At 65.5% G+C, this 18,391-nt stretch carries 18 protein-coding genes; 6 read left to right on the top strand and 12 right to left on the bottom strand.

The genetic code is table 11. The annotated features are described in order from the left end of the window. Positions 1 to 27 precede the first annotated feature (27 nt). From C7455_RS01145 to C7455_RS01115, 7 genes are all read right to left on the bottom strand, one after another. Positions 28 to 615, bottom strand: coding sequence for a pseudouridine synthase (locus C7455_RS01145; protein ID WP_109664372.1), 588 nt, complete (start codon positions 613 to 615; stop codon positions 28 to 30). After that, on the bottom strand, positions 612 to 971 hold the full coding sequence (locus tag C7455_RS01140) for an MmcQ/YjbR family DNA-binding protein (RefSeq protein WP_109664369.1): 360 nt from the start codon (positions 969 to 971) through the stop codon (positions 612 to 614). The genes C7455_RS01145 and C7455_RS01140 overlap by 4 nt, the downstream gene beginning before the upstream one ends. Then, a complete protein-coding gene (gene polA, locus C7455_RS01135; protein WP_109664367.1) occupies positions 971 to 3,775 on the bottom strand; it encodes a DNA polymerase I in 2,805 nt (934 codons plus the stop codon). Before polA ends, C7455_RS01140 begins: the two co-directional genes overlap by 1 nt. Positions 3,776 to 3,838: 63 nt before the next feature. After that, on the bottom strand, positions 3,839 to 4,303 hold the full coding sequence (locus C7455_RS01130) for a hypothetical protein (protein WP_109664365.1): 465 nt from the start codon (positions 4,301 to 4,303) through the stop codon (positions 3,839 to 3,841). Between the two features lie 82 nt (positions 4,304 to 4,385). Further along, on the bottom strand, positions 4,386 to 4,577 hold the full coding sequence (locus C7455_RS01125) for a zinc-finger domain-containing protein (RefSeq protein WP_109664362.1): 192 nt from the start codon (positions 4,575 to 4,577) through the stop codon (positions 4,386 to 4,388). Between the two features lie 86 nt (positions 4,578 to 4,663). Continuing rightward, entirely contained in the window at positions 4,664 to 5,047 is a 384-nt protein-coding gene (locus C7455_RS01120; RefSeq protein WP_109664360.1) for an HIT domain-containing protein, read from the bottom strand. Positions 5,048 to 5,062: 15 nt separating this feature from the next. Further along, complete coding sequence (locus C7455_RS01115) at positions 5,063 to 6,640, bottom strand: DUF5928 domain-containing protein (RefSeq protein ID WP_109664357.1); 1,578 nt, start codon at positions 6,638 to 6,640, stop codon at positions 5,063 to 5,065. Between the two features lie 145 nt (positions 6,641 to 6,785). Between C7455_RS01115 and C7455_RS01110 the strand changes: the two genes are divergently transcribed. The 3 genes from C7455_RS01110 to C7455_RS01100 all read left to right on the top strand — a co-directional run bounded on the left by C7455_RS01110 (position 6,786) and on the right by C7455_RS01100 (position 9,760). Further along, positions 6,786 to 7,604: a sulfotransferase family protein gene (locus tag C7455_RS01110; RefSeq protein ID WP_109666036.1), complete on the top strand. Its 819-nt coding sequence runs from the start codon at positions 6,786 to 6,788 to the stop codon at positions 7,602 to 7,604. 135 nt (positions 7,605 to 7,739) lie between these two features. Then, positions 7,740 to 8,978: a tetratricopeptide repeat protein gene (locus C7455_RS01105; protein WP_146199897.1), complete on the top strand. Its 1,239-nt coding sequence runs from the start codon at positions 7,740 to 7,742 to the stop codon at positions 8,976 to 8,978. Further along, positions 8,966 to 9,760, top strand: a complete 795-nt coding sequence (locus tag C7455_RS01100; RefSeq protein WP_109664352.1) for a FecR family protein — start codon at positions 8,966 to 8,968, stop codon at positions 9,758 to 9,760. The genes C7455_RS01105 and C7455_RS01100 overlap by 13 nt, the downstream gene beginning before the upstream one ends. Before the next feature lie 37 nt (positions 9,761 to 9,797). Here C7455_RS01100 and C7455_RS01095 read toward each other — a convergent pair whose 3' ends face one another. From C7455_RS01095 to nth, 4 genes are all read right to left on the bottom strand, one after another. Continuing rightward, entirely contained in the window at positions 9,798 to 11,993 is a 2,196-nt protein-coding gene (locus C7455_RS01095; protein ID WP_109664349.1) for a CHASE2 domain-containing protein, read from the bottom strand. 28 nt (positions 11,994 to 12,021) lie between these two features. After that, positions 12,022 to 12,729 (bottom strand): cyclic nucleotide-binding domain-containing protein, encoded by a 708-nt coding sequence (locus tag C7455_RS01090; RefSeq protein ID WP_109664346.1) that lies wholly within the window; start codon positions 12,727 to 12,729, stop codon positions 12,022 to 12,024. A gap of 100 nt (positions 12,730 to 12,829) precedes the next feature. Next, entirely contained in the window at positions 12,830 to 13,822 is a 993-nt protein-coding gene (locus C7455_RS01085; RefSeq protein WP_109664344.1) for an adenosine kinase, read from the bottom strand. After that, complete coding sequence (gene nth, locus C7455_RS01080; protein ID WP_109664341.1) at positions 13,819 to 14,463, bottom strand: endonuclease III; 645 nt, start codon at positions 14,461 to 14,463, stop codon at positions 13,819 to 13,821. The genes C7455_RS01085 and nth overlap by 4 nt, the downstream gene beginning before the upstream one ends. Positions 14,464 to 14,558: 95 nt before the next feature. Here nth and C7455_RS01075 point away from each other — a divergent pair, with 95 nt between their 5' ends. From C7455_RS01075 to C7455_RS01065, 3 genes are all read left to right on the top strand, one after another. Next, a complete protein-coding gene (locus C7455_RS01075) occupies positions 14,559 to 15,392 on the top strand; it encodes a methylated-DNA--[protein]-cysteine S-methyltransferase (protein ID WP_109664339.1) in 834 nt (277 codons plus the stop codon). A gap of 134 nt (positions 15,393 to 15,526) precedes the next feature. Beyond that, positions 15,527 to 16,171: a YiaD family glycine zipper/OmpA-like lipoprotein gene (locus C7455_RS01070; protein WP_109664336.1), complete on the top strand. Its 645-nt coding sequence runs from the start codon at positions 15,527 to 15,529 to the stop codon at positions 16,169 to 16,171. Positions 16,172 to 16,248: 77 nt separating this feature from the next. Next, positions 16,249 to 17,019, top strand: coding sequence for an FCD domain-containing protein (locus tag C7455_RS01065; RefSeq protein ID WP_109664334.1), 771 nt, complete (start codon positions 16,249 to 16,251; stop codon positions 17,017 to 17,019). A gap of 65 nt (positions 17,020 to 17,084) precedes the next feature. On the opposite strand, the gene C7455_RS01060 is transcribed toward C7455_RS01065, so the two are convergent. Next, on the bottom strand, positions 17,085 to 18,314 hold the full coding sequence (locus C7455_RS01060; RefSeq protein WP_109664331.1) for a mandelate racemase/muconate lactonizing enzyme family protein: 1,230 nt from the start codon (positions 18,312 to 18,314) through the stop codon (positions 17,085 to 17,087). Between the last annotated feature and the right edge of the window lie 77 nt (positions 18,315 to 18,391).

Here is an 18,391-nt window from a genome sequence, read left to right as displayed (position 1 = left end):
GAAACCTGCAGTTTTGTCCCGCCCCGCTTACGGCTGCAGCGACTTCCACGTTCCGGGCGTCAACCCCTCGACCGTGTGATCCCCCACCGACCAGCGGATCAGGCGCAGCACCGGCAGGCCGACATGGGCGCACATGCGCCGCACCTGCCGGTTGCGCCCCTCGGTGATGGTCAGCTTCAGCCAAGCCTCGGGGATGCTCGCGCGGAACCGCACCGGCGGCTCCCGCGGCCAGAGCCAGCCGGGCTCGGCCACCTGTTCCACCCGCGCGGGCCGGGTCGGGCCGTCCTTCAGCGTCACGCCCCCACGCAGCGCCTCCAGCGCCTCGGGGGTCGGCGTTCCCTCGATCAGCACGAAATAGGTCTTGGGTGTGGCTGATTTCGGATCGGTCAGCCGCGCCTGCAAGATGCCGTCGTTGGTCAACAGCAGCAGCCCTTCCGAATCCCGGTCCAGCCGCCCCGCCGGATACAGCCCCGGCATATCCAGATACCGTTTCAACCCCGGCCAATGCCCGTCACCAGTGAACTGGCTCAGCACATCCATCGGCTTGTTGAACCCGATCAGCCGCGTCTCGCTGCGCGGCATCGCGGCTTTCGCACGCGGGCGCGGGCGGCTCATCCCTGCCCGGCCTTCCACGTCGCGAGCCAACGCTTCGGCGCCATCTCCTCCCAGGTCCGCCGCAACCGCGCCTCCGCCCAGTCCCGCTCGATCCGGCCCGCTGCCACAAGGATCAGTCCGTGCTTCGCATAGTGATCGTGGTGCAGGAAGGTCGCGGGATCCGCCGCCCGCAGCGCCTCGCGCTCCTCGATGCGGCCCTTGAACACGGCGGCATCGACATAGGGCGACCACCAGCACCACAGCTTGCCATGCGCCTTGAGATTGGGGTTGCCCCAGCTAACCGCGTCCTCAACCTGCGGCAGGCCCAGCGACAGGGCGAAATTACGAAGTTCAGGCCAAGCGGCGATCGCTCCCATCAATGTGCCTCCGCCCAGTTCGCCCCCTGCCCGGCGTCTACCACAATGGGCACGTCCAGATGCACTGCCGGATGGGCAGCGCCCTCCATCACGTCACGCGCGCGGGCGATCAGCGTATCGGCCGCCCCCTCGTCCACCTCGAACAGCAGTTCGTCATGGACCTGCAACAGCATCGTTGCCGGCAACCCGTCGATCGCCGCCTCCATCCGGATCATCGCACGGCGGATGATGTCGGCGGCTGTGCCTTGGATCGGCGCGTTGATCGCCGCGCGATAGGCAAAGCCCGCGCCGGGGCCCTTGGCGTTGATCTCGGGCGTGTGGATCTTGCGGCCAAAGAGGGTTTGCACATACCCGTGTTGCTTGGCGAAAGCCTTGGTCGCTTCCATGTAATCCTTGATGCCGGGAAAGCGCTCGAAATAGCGGTCGATGAAGCCCTGCGCCTCGGCGCGGGGGATGCGCAGGTTGCGCGCAAGGCCAAAGCCGGAAATGCCGTAGATCACGCCGAAATTGATCGCCTTGGCCTGACGGCGCACATCGCTTGTCATCTGGTCCAAGGGCACCCCGAACATTTCCGACGCGGTCGCGGCATGAATGTCCTGCCCCTCGCGGAAGGCCTGTTTCAGCGCGTCGATCCCCGCGATATGGGCAAGGATACGCAATTCGATCTGGCTGTAGTCGAGGCTCACCAACACCCGCCCCGGGGCCGCGACAAAGGCCTCGCGGATGCGGCGGCCTTCCTCGGTGCGGATGGGGATGTTTTGCAGGTTCGGATCGGTGGAGGCCAGCCGCCCGGTGTTGGCGCCTGCGATGGAATAGCTGGTGTGAACCCGGCCCGTGTCGCGGTTGATGTGTTCTTGCAGCGCATCGGTATAGGTGGATTTCAGTTTGCTGAGCTGCCGCCAGTCCAGCACGCGGCCGGGCAGGTCGTGTTCGGTCGCCAGATCCTCCAGCACATCGGCGGGCGTGGCATATTTCCCGGTCTTGCCCTTTTCCCCGCCGGGCAGGCCCATCTTCTCGAACAAGATCTCGCCCAGTTGCGCGGGCGAGCCGACGTTGAAGGCCTCTCCCGCCAGCTCGTGGATTTCGGCCTCAAGCCCCGCCATCTTTTGCGCAAAGGCATTGGACATGCGCGACAGCACATCGCGGTCGACCTTGATACCCGCCCGCTCCATCCGCGCCAACACCGGCACCAGCGGACGTTCGAGCGTCTCGTAGACGGTGGTAACCCGTGCCCGGTGAAGTTGCGGCTTGAAGGTCTGCCAAAGCCGCCATGTCACATCCGCGTCCTCGGCGGCATAGGGGGCGGCATCTTCGATCTTGACCCGGTCAAAGGTGATCTGGCTTTTGCCCGATCCGATCAGGTCCTTGATCGGAATAGGCATATGGCCCAGATAGCGCTCGGCAAGCGCGTCCATACCGTGGCCGTGCAGGCCTGCGTTCATCGCGTAAGACATCAGCATCGTGTCGTCGATGGGCGCCACCTCGATGCCGTAGCGCGCCAATACCTTCACGTCATACTTGGCGTTTTGCAAGATCTTGAGGAGCGATGCATCCTCCAGCACCGGCTTGAGCATCGCCAGAGCCTGATCCAGCCCCATCTGCCCTTCGGCCAGCGCGTCGCCGCCAAACAGACCCTCGCCCGCCTCGGCCTTGTGGGTCAGCGGAATGTAGCACGCCACACCCGGCCCTGTGGCCAGCGAGATCCCCACCAGATCCGCCGTCATCTCGTTCAGGCCGGTCGTCTCGGTATCGATGGCGACCTCGCCCCGCGCCAGCGCCCGGTCGATCCACACCTGCAGGGCTTGCGCATCGCGCACCACCTCATAGGCCCCTCGGTCGATGGGCGGCATCTGCGGCGCGCCGCTCTCCGCGGGCTCGGCCCCGCGCGGATCCGTGTCGGGGATGGCGGGTGCCTCCACCCCCAGACCGTCCGCGATGCGTTTGGTCAGCGTGCGGAATTCCATCTTCGTCAGGAATTCGAGCAGCACCTGCGCATCGGGTTCCAGCACCTCCAGATCGTCCAGCGTCACGTCGATGGGCGTGCGGTCATCGAGCGTGACCAGCTTTTTGGACAGCCTGATCTGCTCGGCGAAGTCGATCAGGGTCTGGCGCCGCTTGGGCTGGGGAACTTCATCCGCTCTTTGAAGAAGGGTTTCCAGATCCCCGAATTCATTGATCAATAGTGCTGCCGTCTTGATCCCGATTCCGGGTGCGCCGGGGATGTTGTCGACACTGTCACCCGCCAGCGCCTGCACATCGACAACGCGGTCAGGCCGGACGCCGAATTTTTCCTCGACCCCGTCCGCGTCGATGCGCAGGTTCTTCATCGCGTCGAACATCTCGACCCCGCCGCCGACCAGCTGCATCAGATCCTTGTCGGAGGAAATGATGGTGCAGCGCCCCCCCGCCTCGCGCGCTTGCCGCGCCAGCGTGGCGATGATGTCGTCGGCCTCGTAATTCTCAAGCTCCAGACAGGCGAGGTTGAAGGCCCGCGTCGCCTCGCGCGTCAGCGGGATCTGCGGGCGCAGATCCTCGGGCATCGCCTCTCGGTTGGCCTTGTAGAGGTCGTACATGTCGTTGCGGAAGGTGTGGCTGCCCTTGTCGAAGACAACGGCGGCATGCGTCGGCGCGTCGGGGCCGGTATTGGCCTCGATCATGCGGTGGATCATGTTGCAAAAGCCCGAGACCGCACCGATGGGCAACCCGTCGGATTTGCGCGTAAGGGGTGGCAGCGCGTGATAGGCGCGGAAGATGAAGGCCGAGCCGTCGACCAGATGCAGGTGATGTCCCTTGCCGAATGCCATGGTGCCCCCGTCGCTGTCATGCCCCCAAGGGAATGACGAAGCCGGGCGGCGAAGTCCAGCGCCCTAGCCGCCGAACCCTTCGGCAAAGCCGCCGAGGTTCTCGATGATGGCGACCAGCAGCACGACACCGCAGATCAGCAGCGCGATCCACCAGACGAACTGGATGACGATGGCCGCACCCCCCAGCGCCGCCCCGTAGGACGACAGCCGCCACGGTTCACGCCGGATCGCGGCCATCACCGCCAGACACAGGGCAAGGACACCGAGGATCGGGGTAAGCGTTGCAAGCACGCGGTCGACATCCCAGCCGCGCGGCACCGGCGCGGGCTGGGCCGACCCGTCGAGCGACCCGCGTGCGGCGGCGATCATGTCACCTGCAATCTGGCCGATCACGGTCCCGGTCGAAGGTTGCGGTGCAAAGGGACCGGCGAAGATCACCAGCATCGCAAGCACAAGGGCCACGGCTCCGGTGAGAATCGCAAGCCAGCCCCAGATCGGGGTCTGGGCGGGGGACACGACGGTCGACATGGGCAGCCTTTTCAATTCCAAACTTGGTAACCGAAGGGCTATCGCGTCAATTTGTCAGAATTTTGGCCTTGGCAGCAGGCGGTCAGTCCGGTCGGGCTGCCGCCTCCGCAAACTCGACATGGACGAATTTCTTGTCGCAATAGCCACATTCGACAAAGCCGGTCGCGGGCGAGAGTGACAGCCAGACCCGCGGATGACCCAAAGCCCCCTCGCCGCCATCACAGGCGACGCGCCATTGGGTGACGATCTCGGTCTCGGGCGGCGCGATGGGCATGGCAATGGTCCTTGGCTCAAGGGTCGGGGCGGATATGGCAGGTTGCGCCCGCCCGGACAAGACCGGGCCGGGCGGCCGGCCACGGATCACTCGGCCTTTTGCAGCATACGTCCCAGCGGACGGCCCGACAGGATGTGAACGTGGTAATGCGGCACTTCTTGCACCGCGACCTCGCCCGCGTTGGAGATGGTGCGATAGCCCTGCCCGCCCTCGCCCGGCTGCAGGCCCTTGTCGGCGCAGATACGACCCAGCGTGCGCCAGAAATCCACGATCTCGGCCTCCGAGGCCTCCAGCGCGAAATGATCTGCGCAAACATAAGGCCCCTTGGGGATCACAAGGACATGAACGGGCGCCTGCGGGTAGATGTCGTCGAAGGCCAGCGTGTGGTCGGTTTCCATCACGGTCCTGTTGGGGATCTCACCGCGCAGGATCTTGGCGAAAATATTCTGGGGATCATAGGCATAGGGCATCGCGGAGGGTCCTTGTCAGTCAGCGAAGAGATAGGGGATCTGGGCCAGGTCCTGCCCGGCGTCGCTTGGCACGTCGAAGAAATCAGCCATCACGGCGGCATTCTCGGCGGTGGCCCGGTCCTGACGGACGCGCCAGTGGCGGGGAAATTCGGCATCGCGGATGCGGATCGCCTCGTCGGCGAATTCATGGCGCAGCGTCGGCAGCATGCGCGAGATCACCTCGCCCGGCGTGTCGGCCGCCGCCAGACCGACGCGATGCGCGTGGCCGACCAGATACTGGTCGTCAAACACGCATTGCAATTCGAGGATCCGGGCGTTGGCGCGGTCGGACATGAAATCCTGCATCAGCCCGATATTGCCGGGGTCCAGACAGATCATCAGCCGGTCGGTGTCGTAAAAATCAAACAGCATCCGCATCAGCGCCCGGCGGTGGCGGTTGCGCTTTTCCAGCGTGCGCTCGATCCCGCCCAGATGGGGCACAGCGCAGCCCGCCTCGTCAAACAGGTATTCCACGCCGCGGATGTCCAGCCGATCCGAGGCCGCATGCAGCAAGCGCTTGGCGACATGCCATTTCTTGCACACGATCATGTAGAGGTTGCGATCAGGGCCCAGCGTGCTTTCGCGTTCCCAAAACCGCGTGCCGTAGCGCTTGCCGATCCGCCCGCGCCCGGTCAGGAAGGCGTGCAGCTTTTCGCCCTCCTGGCTGGTGGTGAAATCGACACGGTCCGATTGCCACAACGCGCCCAGCCTGTCCTTGAGCAAACCCGCCTCGGGGCTGATCTTGCGCGCGAAGAGATAGCCTTGGGAAATCAGCAGGTCATACTGGTCGTTGTAGAAGCTGACGGGCATGCCGTAATCGCTGAACATCTTGAAGGTCAGCGTCCGGCTTTCGATCTCGCGCTCGGGGACAAGATGGCGCACGAGGGTCTGGAAAAACGTCTCGTCGGGGATCCAGGTGGTTGAAAAGAAACGCACCACGTCGCGGCGCTGGCGGCAAAACTCGAGGATCTTCTCGATGGTGCACCGGCGCAGGCACCACCATTGGCTGCCGATCATCACCTCGATATCGGCGGGGATGCGGCGGGTCAGGCCCAGTGCCTTTTGCATCTTGAAGCTGCGGTAGAACAGCCATTTTTGCGTGCGCTCGTTGAACCAGTGGCGATAGATAAGGCGTTCGTCCTTGAAGCCGGTCTTGATCCAGTCAGAGCTGTGGAAATCGAAGCTTTCGACATAGTCGCGGTCATGCGCGTCAAGAAACTTGTGCGCATAGGCCGCCGATTTCACCGGCAGGCAATCGCCCGAAAGCATGTAGAAATGGGTCGCGTCAGCAAAACGCTCCTCCGCCACCTCCAGCGCGTTGAGCGTGGCCTGTACGAGGCTCCATGCGCCCCAACCGCATTTGATGCGACGCCGCGCGAAACACACCGAGGGATTGGCCCCCAGCACCTCGGTGATGGTGGCGTAATCGGCGGCCTTCGACCGGGCGTCGAAATGGATCGCGACATAATCGCCGGTCGCGGTCAGCCGTTCGGCCTGCCGGATGATGGCAGCCGGGTCCTTGTGACACAGGAGGATGAAAGCAATCTTCGCCATGCGTGAAACAAATGGCCTCAACCGTCCGTTATTGTTTGATGCTACATACCTAACGGAGATTGAAGACGCACGCGTTCTTTGATCTTTAGAGGTCTGTGTCGTAAGGGCGCCCTCTGCGGGCATGGTCGATCAAGAGGCGAAGAGTATGGGGTTTCCCGGAACCTGGATGACGGAGAGCGAAAGCGTGGTCTACCGCGTGGTGCCCAAATGCGCCTGTTCGACCATCGGCCAGATTATGTACTACTCCGATAACGGCGTCTATTTCGACGGCGATATCCATGACGCGACGGGCGGCATGCACAAATGGTCGCTCGACTCCAGCCAGCCGGTGATCGAACGCTCGGTGCGGGCGCGCAAGACCTATACCTTCACCTGCGTGCGCAACCCCTACACGCGCATCCTGTCATCGTTTTTCGACAAGATATGCGGCATCCAGCGCAACGGGAAACGCTACCGGGGCAACATGGTGCCGCTCTTGATCCAGAAATACGGGATCGAGGTGGGCGGCGAGGATGGCAAGGGCGAGTTCGACCAGATCGCCAGTTTCCGCCGCTTCTTGCTGTTCACGCGCGACACCATCCGCTGGCGCCGCCCGATGGAGCCTGACATCCACTGGTCGGCGATGGCGGGGCATGTCTCGACGCTGGTCGTGAACGGCGGGCGCTATGACAACATCTTTTGGACCGAGAAATTCAACGCGGGGATGCAATCGGTCCTCGACGCGATCGAGGTCAAGCATCCCGTCGACCTCAAGGCTGTGCCGCGCTTCAACGAAAGCGAGGGGCACGGCCCCAAGCGCCTGCATCCGGTCGAGGATTATTTCGACGACCTGTCGATGCATCTGGTCTACGAGATCTATCACCGCGATTTCGACCTGTTCAAATACGATTTCGAGAACCCCGGAAACAAGATGCCCGTGGCCGAGATCGATCTGGACGAGGTCCACGCCAAGCTGGGCGACTGACACCGCATTGCTGGCGTTGCACGAAGGTCGCAACGCACGTGGGGCCTGTAGCCTTAGGGCAATCGGCGTTGCGCCGATCTCGTCGGGCTGACAAGGTATCTTGATTATTTGATCAAGTTCATATTCGGAGATGTCATGACCTCCATTCGAACCCGGTGCGCTGCCGCGCTCCTTGCCGCGAGCATGGTCGTGCCGGTAGCCGCCAGCGCACAATCCGGCAGCTTGGACAGCCAGCGCCAAGCCGTGTTTGCGCAACTGATCGCATCCCCTGCCGATCGGGCCTTGATGCTGGCCTACGCCCGTTTGTCGGTGCAAATGCGCGATTTCGAGGCCGCCGCCGCCACGCTGGAGCGGTTTCTCGACCTCGACCCCGGCAATACGGCCGCAAGGGTGGAACTGGCCACGGCGTATTTCGCGCTGGGTGCCTATGGGGTGGCCCAATACCATCTTGCGGCCGCCGCCGCCTCGGGCGGGCTGACGGCCGAGCAGGCCGAACAAGTCGCCCGCTACCGCGCGGAAACCGACGCGCGGCAGGCCCCCCACCAGATCACGGGCCGGATCGCGCTTGGCCAGTCCTGGGCGCGCGAGACCGACCAGAGCGGGGTTTTCGGCACCGCACAACTGGATTGGCGCTTCGACATGGGCGGGCCCAACGCCAATGACTGGCTCACGCAACTGGCCTTTTCGCGCTACAGCCCCGACGAGATCGGCTTTGACGACCGCCAGACCACGCGCCTGCGCTCGGGCCCGGAATTGAGGCTGACGGGCGACGCCTATGGCCCGCGCCTGCAGCCCTATCTGGAACTGATGTGGATGACCGAGGATGACGGCTTCGGTTTTGTGCGGGACGACACCTCGGTGGCTTTGGGCTTTGCCTATCAGAACCCGCATAACGCATTTTGGACCAGCTACGCCGACGTGCAACTCGGCCGGGGCGAGCGCGAACGCTTCGGGTTTGGCGTGGATTTCGATTTCCACGAGGTGCGCCTTGGCCTTGCCTATCGGCCGTCGCGCGACACCCGCATCCGGGGCACGCTGGGCTGGCGGGACGAAGATACCGATGACGGATTTGGCGCCTACGAGACCGCGACCACCCTGCGGCTTGAGGCGCTCCATGGCTTCGACACCGGGTGGCAGGCCCTGCCCCGCCGCTGGGAAGCGCGCGGATGGGTCCAGCGCCAAGAGGTGGAACAAGGTGACAGATTCGGTATTTTCAACGACTTCACCGACACCGGCTACGGCCTTGGCCTTCGTGCCTTCGTGACCGACGCGCTGTTCTTGGAGGCGCGCGGTGCGCGGCTGGAACGCGTGGACGGTTTCGGCTTTGACGCACCCGAAACCATCTATTCCCTGCAAATCGGATGGGAGTTCTGAGGATGCGCCCCTTGTTCCGGCTTGCCCCGGCGGTTTTGGCAATCGCCCTCGCCCTGCCCGCAAATGCCCAGCAGATCGGCACCGTGGCTTCCTCCGAGCCAACCTTGCGAGGCACGCCGCCCGGCGCAGCCACGCGCACGCTGGCGCTGGGAACTGGGCTGATCGCGGATGAAACCGTCGCAAGTTCGGCCAGCGGGCGTGGGCAATTGCTGTTTCTGGACCAGACCACGCTCAGCCTGGCGCCCAACACCACCATCGTGCTGGACCGCTTCGTCTATGACCCCGCCAGCGGCGCGGGGCAGATCGGTCTGTCGTTGACCCAAGGCGCGCTGCGTTTCATCGGCGGCACGCTGTCGCGCCAGCAAGAGGCGGTGATCACCACCCCCACGGCCGCCATCGGCATCCGAGGATCGACCGCGCTGGTGTTGCACCACAACGGGCGGACCTATGCGATCTTCGTCGCCGGGCGGCGGATGTGCATCATCGTGGACGGCACGCGGACCTGCACCAGCCGGCAAGGCGGTGTGTTGTCCGAGGATGGCTATCTTGGCGCCGTCTCGCCCGAGTTCCTGTCGCGCCTGCTGGTTCTGATCGATGGGCTGCCGCGACCCGGCACGGGCACCGGCCCCGGCACCGGGGTCAACACGCCCAATCCCTCCGAGCGCGGCCCGGTCTCGACCATCGGCGAGGAATTCGATCCGCAGATCTTCGAGGATGATTTCACAATTGATACGATCTTCGAGTTTCTGGGCAGCGGAGGCGGAGATACGGGGGGCGGATGACGCCGATCCTTGCCAGAACGACCTGAACGACCGAGCCTCAGCGCTTGGCCAGCGCCCGCTCGGCCCCGTCCCATCCGGGCGGCGGCGGGCTGCGCAGGAAGGCCGCGATCCGCTCGAGGTAAAGCTGCGCCAGACGCGCCGTGTCGCAAAACGGCAGGTCCATGGTGGCCAGATCGGTGAAGCGGTCCTCGGCGGTGGTCCAGTTGCGGTTGAGATAGGCTGCCCGCGCGGTGGCAAGGGTGGCGGCGAAATCCTCCAGCCCCGGCGTATTCTCGGGCAAGACAAGATGCACCGGCGCGGCCTCGGTCAAGCCTCTGGCCGCGATCAGGTCCAGTTGCACGGCCCGCAGGCCCGCGGGCAGATGGGCCGCGGTCGCATCGCCCACGCAATTGGGCACCCCGTAAACCCGTGTCAGCCCCTCCAGCCGGGCCGCAAGCGTCACGCTGTCGCCGATCGCCGTATAGCTCAGCCGGTCGCGCGACCCCATCAGCCCGACAGAGGCCGGGCCGGTGTTGATGCCGATGCCGAAGGCGACCGGTGGCAGACCCTCGGCCGACAGCGCCGCGTTGGCGCGCACCGCTGCCGCCTCGATCCCCGCAAGCGCATGCAGGGCCGCCTCTGCATGGTCGGGGCGCGCGATGGGGGCGTTCCAGAAGGCCATGACCGCGTCCCCCATGAACTTGTCGATGGTGGCCCCCGCATCCACCAGCGCCTCGGCCAGCGCCGAGAGCCAAGTGTTGACCAGCCGCACCACGCGGTCGGGAGGCATGCCTTCGGTCACGGTGGAAAAGCCGCGCATGTCGATGAAGATGATGGTCAATTCGCGCTCGGCGCCGTCGGGCGTCAGGGCATCCACGGGGTTTGCCTCGATCCGGCCGATCAGTTCGGGCGGCAGGAAATAGGCGAACCGCGCCCGGATCACGCGCCGGGCGCGGTCCTTGGCAAGATAGCCCAGCGTCGTGCCGGGCACATAGACCATCAGAACGGTCAGAACCGGCAGCACCGGATCGAACAGCAGGCCAAAAAGGGAAAAGGCCGCAAGCCCGCCCAGAATGGCCGCCGATACCAGCACGAAGGCCGCGCCAAGACCCAGCACCGGGCGTTCGCGCAATTGCAGCAGCGTCAGCAGCAAACCCATGAGGATGACCACCACGATCTCCAGCCCCGCCATCCAGTCGGGGCGCGTCAGGAAATCACCCGCCATGATCTGCTCGATGATCTCGGCATGCAGCGTCACCGCCGCGATCTGTCCATCCAGCGGCGTGGTGCGGATGTCGAACAGCCCCTGCGCGGATGACCCCACCAGCACGATCCGCCCTGCCAGCCGCGCCTCAAGATCGGGGTCGATCCCGTCACCGGCCAGAACCTCGGTCGCCGACGTGACGCGCTCGGGCCGATAGCCGGTGAAACGGATGCGAAAGGTCCCGTCCGCCTCGACCGGATACTCCAGCGCGCCGGTGCGCATGGCGACGGCGGCCACCGTGCCGCCCGACACCTCGCCCGAACCTTGCGTGGTGCGCAGGACATGACCACCCGCGCCTTGCGCCAGCCGAAGGACTTCGGCCGAGAGCGAGGGCATGAGCGTGCCGCCGATCTCGGTGACCATGGGCACGGTGCGCGTGACCCCGTCGGCGTTGCGCCCAAGGCTGATCGTCCCGATCCCCGCGGCGGCGGCGGTCAGATCGGGCAGGTTGCCGATGGCCGCCGGAAACCGGGTCAGGTTCGGGGGCACATCGCCTGTCACGGCCACGCCCGCGCGCGCCTGCGGCAAGACCCCCTCGGGCGCGCCCGCCACACTCAGGACAACGGGCCGCCCGGTGATTGCCTCGGCGAACCGCGTGTCATGGGGCACAAGCCCCAGATCGGGCAGCGCGGGCGGAATGCCGGTGGCAAAGCGGCTCCAGCTTTCGACGATGCGCTCGGGCGAGGTGCGGTCGGGTTCGGGGAAGAGCACGTCAAAGCCCACCGCCGCAGCGCCATGGTCAAACAGCCGGTCGGTCAGAACGGCCATGTAGCTGCGCGGCCAGGGCCATTGGCCGTAGGCGGCCAGCGATGCCTCGTCGATATCGATGATATGGACGGACGCCCCGCTGTCATAGGCGCGCGGGCTGAGGCGCTGGTAGCCGTCAAAGACAGCGTCCTGCACCCGGGCGAGCATGGGCAGCGCAAGCCAGACCAGCAGCACCATCAGCGCCGTCGCCCCAAGCCCGAGGCCGAGGATCGCGCGCCGCATCAATTTGCCCTGCAGGCGCGCATGCGCGTCACTCGGCCGGACGGGTCGCGGACCCGGTTACCGGGCGCGGGCGCGCCGCGCGGTCCATCGGCACGCTGTCGGCCACCTTGCGCGCCAGTTCCTGCCCGAACAGCGCGACAAGCGCGTTCGACAGCGCAGGCTTGCGCGCCATCTGCTGCTTGAGGGCCGCGACGGGCAGGCGCACCACCGTGCCGCCTTCGGGCAGGGTCACATCGGCCGAAGAGGGCGCACCGGTCAAAAAGGCGATCTCGCCCACGAAGGCGGGCCCCGCGATCGGAAAACCTTGGCCCGCCTTTCCGATCAATATTCTGTCGGAAAACACCAGCATCAGGTCCTCGACCGGCTTGCCCTCCCATGCCAGTTGAGTGTTCGACTCTTCGGCATGGCGCGTCATCAGGGATCGCAGGCGGCGGAACTGGCCCGGGGTCAGGGTCGGAAAATGATCGAAAAGCGCGCGGTCATCCGCGCTCATCCGCCAGCGGGTGCGCTCGGACAGGATCAAGACGATCAGCGCAAGATTGATGAAGACGAGGCCGAGGTTCGACAGGACCGATTGCAAGATCGGATCGGGCCGCAGCCCATAGAAGACCGCGTCACAGCCAAGCCCGCCGGCCACCAGCAAACGCAGGGCAAGTTCGTCGCGCACCATGAAGCCCGCGATCTTGAGCACGAGGCCCAGAAACAGGATGCCACTTATGGTCAGGGCCGGGTCCATCACGCTCCGTTCCCGCGCAGATCTTGATCTGCGCGCCATCGAAATCCCTTTGGGGGATAGCGGGAAAAACGCCTTGGCCCAAGGCCCAATCTGGACCTGTTCAGACCAGACCGGCCTCGGCGAACACTTCGGATAGCGGCCGTTTCGGGCGCGGGCCGACATGGCGGATCACCTCGGAGGCGGCGGCCACGCCCATCTTGCCCGCCATCTCAATGTCGCGGCCCGTCGCCATGCCATAAAGGAACCCTGCGGCGAACTGGTCGCCCGCACCGGTCGCGTCCACCGGCGTGATGCGCGTCACCGCGACGAGAGCGCGTTCCGCGCCGCGGATGATTTTCACTGGCTCACCCGAATGGGTGCAGACGACGATATCGCAGATGGTGGCCGCTTGTGCCAGCGCGACATCCAGATCATCGGTCTGGTAGAGCGCCAGCCATTCCTCATGGTTGCCGATGACGTAATCCATCTGACCCTCGATCAGGCGCAGGAAATCGGCCCGGTGGCGGTCGACGCAAAAAGGATCGGACAGCGTGATGCCCACCTTGCCGCCCCCCTTGCGGCAATGGTCGGCGGCGGCAGTGAAGGCGGTTTTCCCCTCGGGTTTGTCGTAGAGATAGCCTTCCAAAAACAACCAGCGCGCGTTGCCCGCGACGCTTGCGTCCACGTCATCCGCATCGAAATCCGCGCCCGCGCCCAGATAGGTGTTCATCGAGCGCTCGCCATCGGGCGAAACGAAAATCATCGACCGCGAGGTCGGCGCGGGGGCATCCTTGACCGGCGGATTGGGGAAATCGGTGCCCTGCTCGGCCATGCCCTGCGCGTAGAACCGGCCCAGCGCGTCGTCCTTGACCTTGCCCAGAAAGGCGGTGCTCAACCCCAGCGTCCCCGCCCCTGCGATCGTGTTGGCGACCGATCCTCCCGGCGTCTGCACCCGGTCCTTCATCGCAGCATAAAGCAGTTCTGCCCGTTCCCGGTCGATCAGCTGCATGATGCCTTTCTCGATCCCCATGTTGTCGAGGAAACTGTCGTCACCGTGTGAAATCACGTCGACGATGGCATTGCCGATCCCGACAAGGTCATAGGTCTTGGTCATTGGGTCTTGTCCTCGTACTGGCACAGGTCGGCGATGATGCACGCCCCGCATTTCGGTTTGCGCGCGACGCAGATATAGCGGCCGTGCAGGATCATCCAGTGATGGGCATGAAGCTGGAATTCGGCGGGCACATGATCCTCGATGGCGCGCTCGACCGCGTCGACATCGCGGCCCGGAGCGAGCCCCGAACGGTTGCCCAAGCGAAAGATATGCGTGTCGACAGCCTGCGCGGGAAACTGCCACCACATGTTCAGAACGACATTGGCGGTCTTGCGCCCCACCCCCGGCAGCGATTGCAGCGCGGCACGGCTCGATGGCACCTGACCGCCGAACTCCTCCACCAGAATACGGCTCAGCTTGATCACGTTCTTGGCCTTGTTGCGGAACAAGCCGATTGTCTTGATATGCTGGGTCACGCCCTCTTCGCCCAGGGCAAGCATCTTTTCGGGCGTGTCCGCAATCTCGAACAAGCGGGCGGTCGCCTTGTTCACCCCCGCATCCGTCGCCTGCGCGCTCAGCGCCACCGCGACCACCAGCGTAAAGGCATTGGTGTGATGCAATTCGCCCTTGGGTTCCGCCTCGGCGGCCTGGAACCGTGCGAAGATCTCGCGCATCGCTTGATAGGGCAACTGCTTGGCCATGGTGCCCTTTTGGCGGCTTGCGCGCGTACCGGCAAGGCCGATTTGGCGCAAGATCCGGGTCGCGCGCGGTCTACCCTTAGGGCTAGTGTCGCGCCATGACCGATGAGCACACATATCATTACCACGTCATCCGCCGCGCCATCGCAGAGATCGACACGGCCGATGCCCCCCTGACCCTTGAAGCGCTGGCCGCCCGGATGCAGATGAGCCCCGCGCATTTCCAGCGCATCTTCACCGCCTGGGTCGGCGTCAGCCCGAAACGCTACCAGCAATATCTCGCGCTCGACCATGCGCGCCACTTGCTGCGCGACCGGTTCACCACCCTTGCGACAGCGGACGCGGTCGGCCTGTCCGGGGGCGGGCGGCTGCACGATCTGTTCCTGACTTGGGAAGCGATGGCCCCCGGCGATTACGCACGGGGTGCCGCGGGCCTGACCATCCGGCATGGCTGGTTCGACAGCCCCTTCGGCCCGGCGCTGGTGATGGGCACCGACCGGGGCATATGCGGTCTGGGCTTCGCCGCCGAAACCGGGACAGACGCCACCATGGCGGACCTCACCGGCCGCTGGCCTGCGGCGCAGTTTGTCGAGGACCGCGCGGCGCTGGCCCCCGTGGTCGCCAAGGCCTTCGGCGAAGCGCCCGGGGCCGCAAAGCTGCACCTGATCGGCGCCCCCTTCCAGATCAAGGTCTGGGAGGCGCTGCTGCAGGTCCCCACCGGCCATGTCACCACCTATTCCGAGATCGCCACCGCCGTGGGCCACCCCCGCGCCATGCGCGCCGTGGGAACCGCCGTGGGGCGCAACCCGATCAGCTGGCTGATCCCCTGCCACCGCGCGCTGCGCAAATCGGGGGCCTTGGGCGGCTACCATTGGGGCCTGCCCGTCAAGCGCGCGCTGCTGGCCCGCGAGGCGGCGCAAAGCGGGGCCTGAGACGTCACGGCAAAACGGCGGGATTCCGCCATTTCGGCTTTTTCCCTCTGCAGTTCGCCGCCTGCGCTGCTATATTGGCCCGGAACAAAGGTCTCGGGGAAACCGGACCGGGAGCAGTCTGGAAGGGCATCGCAATGATCATTCGCACGAAACTCACCGCACTTGTCACCGTCTCCGCGCTTGCGCTGACGGGCTGTGTCACCACGCAGCCCATGGGCGAACGCACCCAGAGCGGCGCCATCATCGGCGGCATGCTTGGGGCGGCCGCAGGCGCTTTCGGCAATGACAGCGACCCGGGCATGGGCGCGCTGGTCGGCGGCGCGGCGGGCGCGCTTGCGGGCGGCGCAATCGGCGCGGCGCTGGATCGGCAGGCCCGCGACCTGCGCGGCAGCCTCGCCAATGATGACATACGCATCCAGAACACCGGACAGGAACTGGTCGTCACCATGCCCGAGGGCATCTTGTTCGACATCGACAGCGCCGCGATCCGGGCCAATCTGCAAGCCGATCTCAGGGCTCTGGCCCGCAACCTGCAGCAATACCCGAACACAACCGTCGATGTGATCGGCCATACCGACAACACCGGCAGCGCGGGCTACAATCAAGATCTCTCGCAGCGTCGCGCACAGGCGGTGGCGGGCGTGCTGCTTGAGGCGGGCGTCTCGCCCGGCCGCGTGCGCGCCTTCGGCCGGGGCGAAGATGAACCGGTCGCCTCCAACCTGACGCCGCAGGGTCGTGCGCAAAACCGCCGGGTCGAAGTGATCATCCGCCCGCGGTGATCTCCGGCTCGCATCCGCATTCGGCTGGACAGCCCCCTTTCGCTGGTCATAAGATTTGACCAGTCCGGGAGGGGGCCATGCCGTTCCAACGCATCGAGGCCGAGAAACTGTCGCATTCCGTTGTGCGGCAGATCGAACAACTGATCTTGCGCGGCATCCTGCGCCCCGGCGAACGCCTGCCCTCCGAGCGCGAATTGAGCGAGCGTCTGGGCGTGTCACGGCCGTCCCTGCGCGAAGCCGTCGCCGAATTGCACGACCGCGGGCTTTTGGCGGCGCGCGCGGGCGCGGGCATCTATGTGGCCGATGTGCTGGGGTCGGCTTTTTCGCCGGCGCTGATCCGGCTCATTTCCAGTCATGAAGAAGCGGTCTTCGACTACATCGCCTTTCGCCGCGACCTCGAGGCGATCGCGGCGGAACGCGCCGCGGTGCAGGGCTCGGACACCGATCTCAAGGTGATCGACGCGATCTTGCGCAAGATGGAAGCGGCCCACAAGAAACGCAATCCGGCAGACGAGGCGGAACTGGACGCGGAATTTCACCTCGCCATCCTCGAGGCCAGCCATAACGTGATCTTGCTGCACATGATGCGCTCGATCTTCGATCTTCTGAAACAGGGGGTCTTCTTCAACCGCCAGATGATGTTCAAGAGCCGCACGACCCGCGACCTGCTGCTCGACCATCACCGCGCAATCAACGCGGCGCTGCAGGCCCGCGATCCGGCAGCGGCGCGCGCGGCGGTGCAGGAGCATCTGAGCTACGTCGAAAGCCGTCTGGGCGAATTGCGCCGTGCCGAAAAGAACGAGGAAGTCGCGCGCCTGCGCTACGCGCATGAAAAGGAACGCGACTGACCGCGCCCCTGTCCCGTCATCTTTCCAAAAATATGCACGGCCCCCCAGCGCCGCCCGAACCGCCCCTAGTCAACCGCGCCCCCGCCGAAGGCATTCCCGTTTTGCCAGTCGCAGGGCGCGTCTTGCATCTCGAGGTGCAGGCGCGTGCCGGTCCAAGCGTGAGCGGCCGCAAGAACCTCGTCCAGTTCGATGCCAAGGCCGGGTGCCGTTGGCGCTTCGACAAAACCACCCTCGACCATGGGCCGCCCCTTGAGAAGGCGCTTGTGGAAATCGGTCTCGATCGCCTCGACCATCAACAGGTTCGGGCAAGAAACCCCCAAATGGACATTGGCCGCCCATTCCACGGGGCCGGCATAGAGATGCGGGGCGATCTGAGCACTGTGGCTTTCTGCCAAGATAGCGATCTTGCGCCCTTCCCAGATGCCGCCCGCGCGCCCCAAGGCGGGCTGGACGATCCGCACGCCTGCCCTGAGGGCGGCTGCGAATTCCATCTTGCCGCACAGCCGCTCGCCGGTGGCGACGGGGATCGAGGTGGCGCGCGCCACCTCGGCCAATCCGGCCAGATCATCGGGCGGGATGGGTTCCTCGAACCACAGGGGATCATGCGGCTCGATCGCCTTGGCCAGCCGGATCGCATGACCCGGCGTGAACTGGCCATGGGTGCCGAACAAGAGATCGGCACGGTCGCCCACGGCGGCCCGGATCTTTGCGCAAAACGCAGCGGAGAGGCTGATGTCGGACATCGCGGGCGCGTGGCCGCCGCGGATCGTGTAGGGGCCGGCGGGGTCGAATTTCACCGCTGTCCAGCCCTCGGCCACGCGGGCGGCCGCGGCCTCGCCTTGCGCGTCGGCGTCGACCCAGAACCGCGCCACGGCATCGGGCGCCGCGTCATCCTCCGGATAGATATAGGTATAGGCGCGCAGCCGGTCGTTCATGCGCCCGCCCAAGAGCGCCCAGACAGGCCGCGCGCGCGCCTTGCCAAGGATGTCCCAGCAGGCCATCTCCAGCCCCGCGAAAGCGCCGAACACGGTCGGATCGGCCCGCTGGGTAAAGCCCGAGGACCAGACGCGGCGGGCCATCAGCTCGATGTTTTCGGGGCTCTCGCCCAGCATGTGACGGTCGAACACATCCGCGATGACAGCGCGCATGGCCGCGGCGCCCACGGCTGCGGCATAGACTTCGCCCAAGCCCGTGATGCCGCAGGCAGTGGTGAGACGCACGATCTGCCAGTAGCGCCCCCCCCAGCCGGGTGCGGGGGGGGCGATGGTGAAGATCTCGAGATCTTGCAGTTTCATGGTGTCGTACCCTCTGGCTGGCGGCGGCTTTGGGGGCTCTGCCCCCGGCCCGGCCTTCGGCCGCGCCTCCCCCGGGA

The organism is Roseicyclus mahoneyensis (assembly GCF_003148775.1).
Taxonomy (GTDB): domain Bacteria; phylum Pseudomonadota; class Alphaproteobacteria; order Rhodobacterales; family Rhodobacteraceae; genus Roseicyclus; species Roseicyclus mahoneyensis.
Note: the sequence above shows the minus strand (reverse complement) of the source record. Positions and strands in the feature narration are given on the sequence as shown.

Bases quoted from the DNA above. Each gene is read 5' to 3' on its own strand.
- C7455_RS01120 (WP_109664360.1), bottom strand. From the start codon at position 5,047: ATGCCCTATGCCTATGATCCCCAGAATATTTTCGCCAAGATCCTGCGC.
- C7455_RS01065 (WP_109664334.1), top strand. From the start codon at position 16,249: ATGCCGTTCCAACGCATCGAGGCCGAGAAACTGTCGCATTCCGTTGTG.
- C7455_RS01075 (WP_109664339.1), top strand. From the start codon at position 14,559: ATGACCGATGAGCACACATATCATTACCACGTCATCCGCCGCGCCATC.
- C7455_RS01095 (WP_109664349.1), bottom strand. From the start codon at position 11,993: ATGCGGCGCGCGATCCTCGGCCTCGGGCTTGGGGCGACGGCGCTGATG.
- C7455_RS01110 (WP_109666036.1), top strand. From the start codon at position 6,786: ATGGGGTTTCCCGGAACCTGGATGACGGAGAGCGAAAGCGTGGTCTAC.
- polA (WP_109664367.1), bottom strand. From the start codon at position 3,775: ATGGCATTCGGCAAGGGACATCACCTGCATCTGGTCGACGGCTCGGCC.
- C7455_RS01130 (WP_109664365.1), bottom strand. From the start codon at position 4,303: ATGTCGACCGTCGTGTCCCCCGCCCAGACCCCGATCTGGGGCTGGCTT.
- C7455_RS01140 (WP_109664369.1), bottom strand. From the start codon at position 971: ATGGGAGCGATCGCCGCTTGGCCTGAACTTCGTAATTTCGCCCTGTCG.
- nth (WP_109664341.1), bottom strand. From the start codon at position 14,463: ATGGCCAAGCAGTTGCCCTATCAAGCGATGCGCGAGATCTTCGCACGG.
- C7455_RS01090 (WP_109664346.1), bottom strand. From the start codon at position 12,729: ATGGACCCGGCCCTGACCATAAGTGGCATCCTGTTTCTGGGCCTCGTG.
- C7455_RS01085 (WP_109664344.1), bottom strand. From the start codon at position 13,822: ATGACCAAGACCTATGACCTTGTCGGGATCGGCAATGCCATCGTCGAC.
- C7455_RS01145 (WP_109664372.1), bottom strand. From the start codon at position 615: ATGAGCCGCCCGCGCCCGCGTGCGAAAGCCGCGATGCCGCGCAGCGAG.
- C7455_RS01125 (WP_109664362.1), bottom strand. From the start codon at position 4,577: ATGCCCATCGCGCCGCCCGAGACCGAGATCGTCACCCAATGGCGCGTC.
- C7455_RS01105 (WP_146199897.1), top strand. From the start codon at position 7,740: ATGACCTCCATTCGAACCCGGTGCGCTGCCGCGCTCCTTGCCGCGAGC.
- C7455_RS01070 (WP_109664336.1), top strand. From the start codon at position 15,527: ATGATCATTCGCACGAAACTCACCGCACTTGTCACCGTCTCCGCGCTT.
- C7455_RS01060 (WP_109664331.1), bottom strand. From the start codon at position 18,314: ATGAAACTGCAAGATCTCGAGATCTTCACCATCGCCCCCCCCGCACCC.
- C7455_RS01115 (WP_109664357.1), bottom strand. From the start codon at position 6,640: ATGGCGAAGATTGCTTTCATCCTCCTGTGTCACAAGGACCCGGCTGCC.
- C7455_RS01100 (WP_109664352.1), top strand. From the start codon at position 8,966: ATGGGAGTTCTGAGGATGCGCCCCTTGTTCCGGCTTGCCCCGGCGGTT.